Genomic DNA, 4,960 nt, shown 5'->3' with positions numbered 1-4,960 from the left:
CAAGCTGTTACACCTTTTTTATCTAAATGATATACACGTAGGAATAGACCTACGCTACCTTCTTTCTTCACCTTCCCATAGAATTTGTTAACATTATCATCTTTCTCCTAACTAACATCTGTTACTTTTACTAATTTCATATGAGAAATCCCCTCCAAATGTACACACTAAGAATGAGATTTGATAGAAGATGCTTGTCTACATTTTGACTTTTCCAAAATACGAATAATATACCATTCGTTAATGGTCTGATTCGACTTTTCCTATTGAAACTGGAATATTTGGTCAAATATATTAAACACGCAAATAACTTGATATCGTATCTCATGATTTTTAAGAATAATTCTGTTTTTCATTGTAGTAGTAAGGTTGTTTATCTCATATTGAATTACCTTTCATTTTTCTTACAAGCTCGCAATGTTTTTGAAAATACAGTTTATAAAGCCGAGAATTATGATTTTTTCAGAGATAGCATTGAGGGGTTTTTCATATGCACTGTACTATACTCCCGTACAGGTTTCATTTACAATTCATTGTATTTTCTTTACCGTTCACCAAGTTAAAATGGAACAAATTTATTACTTAGAGTGTCTATTATGTGTATTCCTAAAAATATGAAAGGACTTATTATTCCCAAAAGTAAAGTGATGTAAAAAAAGTGTGTATTGAAATACTTCATTTAAATGTTACGAGTTTAATACTTTCACAGGTAAACTATTACAAGTGTAAGCAAAAAAGAAACACCCTAAACAGTAACCGTTCATTCATATAAACGCTTTGGTTCTGCTTATCCTGTTAAAATTCAACTTCAGAAGTATTGGTATCCAACACCCACTTTAATTAACATCGGTATTTAAAATACCAAAACAAAATCCATATATTGTTGAAAGAGGTTGAAAATTCATGTACGTTTTAAACAAGTTCTTTACCTACAAAAAGATTGTACCTGTCGTATTACTTTCATGTGTAACACTAATAGGGTGTTCTAATAGTAATACTCCATCTGAACCACCTAAGCAAACAAAACAAATAAAGCAAATTAAACAAGAAAATACAGGTCATGATTCTTTTGCTAAGCTTGAAAAAGAATATAATGCTAAGCTTGGTATTTATGCTCTGGATACAGGTACAAATCAAACTGTTGCTTATCATCCAAATGATCGTTTTGCATTTGCCTCTACATCTAAATCATTAGCAGCGGGAGCTCTTTTACGTCAGAACTCAATAGAAGCTCTTGATGAAAGGATTACGTATACGCGTGAAGACCTTTCTAATTATAATCCAATTACAGAAAAGCATGTGGATACAGGAATGACGTTAAAAGAACTTGCAGATGCTTCTGTTCGATATAGTGACAGTACGGCACATAATTTAATTCTTAAAAAATTAGGTGGTCCATCCGCATTTGAAAAAATCTTGAGAGAAACGGGAGATACGGTTACTAAATCTGAACGATTTGAACCTGAATTAAATGAAGTACATCCTGGAGAAACGCGCGATACCAGTACACCAGAAGCGATCGCTAAGACACTTCAATCATTTACATTAGGATCTGCACTTCCAACAGAGAAACGTGAATTATTAGTAGATTGGATGAAGAGAAATACGACTGGTGATAAGTTGATTCGTGCGGGCGTACCAAAAGGATGGGAAGTAGCTGATAAAACAGGCGCAGGATCTTATGGAACAAGGAATGATATTGCGATTATTTGGCCACCAAATAAAAAGCCAATTGTTCTTGCCATCCTTTCTAATCATGATAAAGAAGATGCAGAATATGATGATAAGCTTATTGCTGACGCGACTAAAGTCGTATTAGATACTTTAAAAGTTACGAATAAAAACTAATAAATTAATAGTTTTCCGTGTTAGGGAGTATATTCTCTGATAAGAGTAACCATACATGAACGTCAAATGATGTTAGAAAACGAAAAAACACGCAGTTCCATTTGGAATTGCGTGTTTTTATTTTGCTAATTTATTGGGGATAACCGCATGTGTCATCCAGTGCTGATTGGATTGCACATGGTCTTTTCGAACAAATTTCCCTACGGATTTTGAAAAATCATTATAGTGAAACGCATCCGTTAATCTAAGTACATACCCTTCCTGAATCCCTCCAAAGAGTGAAGTACCGTTGTAGCACGAACGAATTACCTTTTCATTATAGGGGCCACGATATAACACTGGAACGTGTGCAAGGCCTAACTTTTTACACCATGCAACTGTTGCATCCCACGATAAACATTCATTTTTCTCATTCCATATTGAAAAGACATAAAAATAGGAAGTCAGTGCTGTGTAGTGAATGCTATGACAAGCATATACATTTCACCACATATACGCCATCCTTCTGGAATTCTATACCCCATACTTCCTTGTAACGTTTTTACCCATGTTCTCGATGGGTGATGACCACTTGATAACGACCTTGCATGAATAGCATCTTTATAAAGGGATGTATTTTCACCATCTAACTTTTCTAGTACGATTACTTCTTGAGTTTCAAATCCGTCCATATTTTGTAGAACACGGTCATCACTTGTTACCCCTATCGACCAAGGAACGTGCAATGTTCGTGGATATTTACAAGCATTTTTTCCCTTCTCTACTTCGCAAATGCATCTGCATCTCGGAAAAAATATAATTTCGTAAGCATCTCATCACCGCAGTAATGATAGATTTCACGTGCTGCCTCTTCCCCGCCATGTAACATCTTCATATGAAACTCTGTAATCATTAATACTTTCTCAATAAACTCCTATTCGAAACCAAGTTCCATTAAAAAGTGGCAAGCGATGTGAGTACTGACATATTCGTGACCATAATACGAATGGTACCCTTTGAGCTTTTTAAATACACGGCAAAACGGTTTACCTGTATCATGGAATGCTGCAGCACTTTGCAGAAGAAATAAATCTTCCCCTACATAATTCTCTGTTAAATGAGCGTATACCATATATGTGTGCTGACATAATGGTAAGGAATGATAGGGGTTTCCTTGATTATATTGAAACATATCAGAAAAGAACGGGATGTTCTTCATGACAAATTGAACACCACACCCATGCGTCTCCTCCTGTTTCACCATTACAGTTTACTCTAAGTCCCGCTTTACTTGTTCGTTTATGGTTTCTTGTAGTTCGAATAAGACGATGCACAATCCGCTCTGATTTTATGTAATCTATTAGCTTGAATCGTTACTTAAATATAAAGGGTGTCTCGGAAACCTATCCTTTTTTTCCTAAGGCAGTGTAAATCGTAACCTCTGAATAACTCATGAATATCTTTATACCAATTGTGATATCTACAATTTTCTCCCCAAGCAGCAATCAACATATTTTCCATTAAAGTTTTTTATTTCCAATATTTCATCTAACTTCGTACGATTAATTACTTCCTGTAGTAGTCTTTCTACTGTATCTATTTTTATCTCATTTGGTTTTCTCAATATTTTTCACTTCTATTTTTTGATTGTTATGACTGGCACCTGCTCGGTGTCGGAAACTTCACTGTAACCATAATAAAGTAGAAAAAACAATAAAATAATTGTCCAAATAAATATAAAAACTTTATAACTATACTTCATATGAAAAACCTCATTTTCCCTATATAAGTGAATGTACATACACCTTATAAATCCAATTACATAAATTATTGGATATTTTAGCAGTAGAGAATCATTAAGTATTAGAAATTGTTATTCATAAACATATCCAAGAAATCTTCTAAAAAATATCATCTAGGCATTTTAACATTTTATCAAAATGCACAGATAATATTTTTACGTTTAGCTAAGTAATGCTTTTTATGTAATAAATCCTTATCTCTATTTCACCTTAATGTTTATATGTACAAGAGTCTGTGTAGCAACTAGACTGTACTTTAAATATGTACTAAATTGTGTGTGGGAAAGGAAGCACATTTTATTTAAAGTTTTTACTTTAAACCCCTTAATTAGTTGGTAGTCTTCTTCATTCAGACAGAAAGGAAATTTAAAGTGTGCACTTATTTTCAACTCAGACTCTTTACTACACACACTCCTATACACATAAAACATCTATAAATTTCGTAACATTACAGAAACAACAAGAAATATTACCGAAACAATAATAACATTAAGTAATAGTTTTGTAACACAAATGTAACACAATGCATTTAATCGTACAATACTTTTTTAGCTAATTATCAACAAAGTTCTGTTAATATCGTTCAAATTTAATAATGTTCCCATAAAGTATTACATATTGCTTGTGAAATGATTTTTCAAAATATAACGAATCATACCATGACGGAGGAATATTAATTCAATTTAAAAATAAATGGATTGATATCTTTCTAGCTTTTGTATCCCAATCATGTTGTAGAGCGGATTATGGTTATCCAATTAATGTAGGTGACCATGCACAAGCTAAGCCTTCTAAATAATTACTGTACCTAAAAAAAACAAGTAATTATACTTGTTTTTTTAGTTTACTTTCCAATATCGAAACAGTTTTATGTGCTTTCTTTTCCTGTCTACATTGGATGCATATCTTACTAAAGATAGCTTCTATTTTTTTTATGATTCTAGTGAAGTAATTAATTGCTGACGTTCTTTATCTCTATAAATTTTCATTTCATGTTTAAACTCGTAATTTCCTTCTTCAAATCTAGCCCATTCCTTACTTGTCCAATATACTACATTTACATTTTCTCTCAAGATTGTAGAACACATATCCACTAATTCTTCTTCGTAAAATGGTGCTTCTTTTGCTAGTTCAAAAGCTAGTACTTTTGGATCCTTACTTTTAATTTGAAGTTCCCTTGAAGTTTGCCCTAAATACTGCCATGGAGAATATAGGGATTGCACATGAACATTTCGAGTTTCTTTAAACTGTGATGGAGAATGTATTATAGCAGCAAATGTAGGTTTGCTCACTCCTATTGTTGCACCTAAAGCAATAGAACTAATAATAAG

4 protein-coding genes and 2 pseudogenes are annotated in these 4,960 nt (G+C 32.9%); 2 read left to right on the top strand and 4 right to left on the bottom strand.

What is annotated here, in order from left to right; all coding sequences use genetic code 11:
- The first annotated feature begins 903 nt into the window (after positions 1-903).
- Entirely contained in the window at positions 904-1,848 is a 945-nt protein-coding gene (gene blaIII / locus DN403_RS30265; protein ID WP_086396335.1) for a class A beta-lactamase BlaIII, read from the top strand.
- A gap of 117 nt (positions 1,849-1,965) precedes the next feature.
- Here blaIII and DN403_RS30260 read toward each other — a convergent pair.
- The 3 genes and pseudogenes from DN403_RS30260 to DN403_RS30250 all read right to left on the bottom strand — a co-directional run bounded on the left by DN403_RS30260 (position 1,966) and on the right by DN403_RS30250 (position 3,091).
- Positions 1,966-2,519: pseudogene (locus DN403_RS30260) on the bottom strand (RNA ligase family protein).
- Between the two features lie 89 nt (positions 2,520-2,608).
- Positions 2,609-2,740 carry a hypothetical protein gene (locus DN403_RS30255; protein ID WP_000627209.1) on the bottom strand — a complete coding sequence of 44 codons (132 nt, stop codon included), beginning with the start codon at positions 2,738-2,740 and terminating at the stop codon, positions 2,609-2,611.
- Positions 2,741-2,761: 21 nt separating this feature from the next.
- Complete coding sequence (locus DN403_RS30250; RefSeq protein WP_000240601.1) at positions 2,762-3,091, bottom strand: HD domain-containing protein; 330 nt, start codon at positions 3,089-3,091, stop codon at positions 2,762-2,764.
- Positions 3,092-4,272: 1,181 nt separating this feature from the next.
- Here DN403_RS30250 and DN403_RS30245 point away from each other — a divergent pair.
- Positions 4,273-4,428 (top strand): annotated as a pseudogene (locus DN403_RS30245) (DUF2278 family protein); the annotation flags it as partial.
- Between the two features lie 133 nt (positions 4,429-4,561).
- On the opposite strand, the gene DN403_RS30240 reads toward DN403_RS30245, so the two are convergent.
- Positions 4,562-4,960: hypothetical protein (locus tag DN403_RS30240; protein WP_255452091.1), on the bottom strand; the 399-nt coding region annotated here is incomplete at its 5' end.

This window comes from Bacillus sp. AY2-1 (genome assembly GCF_008368965.1).
Lineage (GTDB): Bacteria > Bacillota > Bacilli > Bacillales > Bacillaceae_G > Bacillus_A > Bacillus_A thuringiensis_S.
Note: the sequence above shows the minus strand (reverse complement) of the source record. Positions and strands in the feature narration are given on the sequence as shown.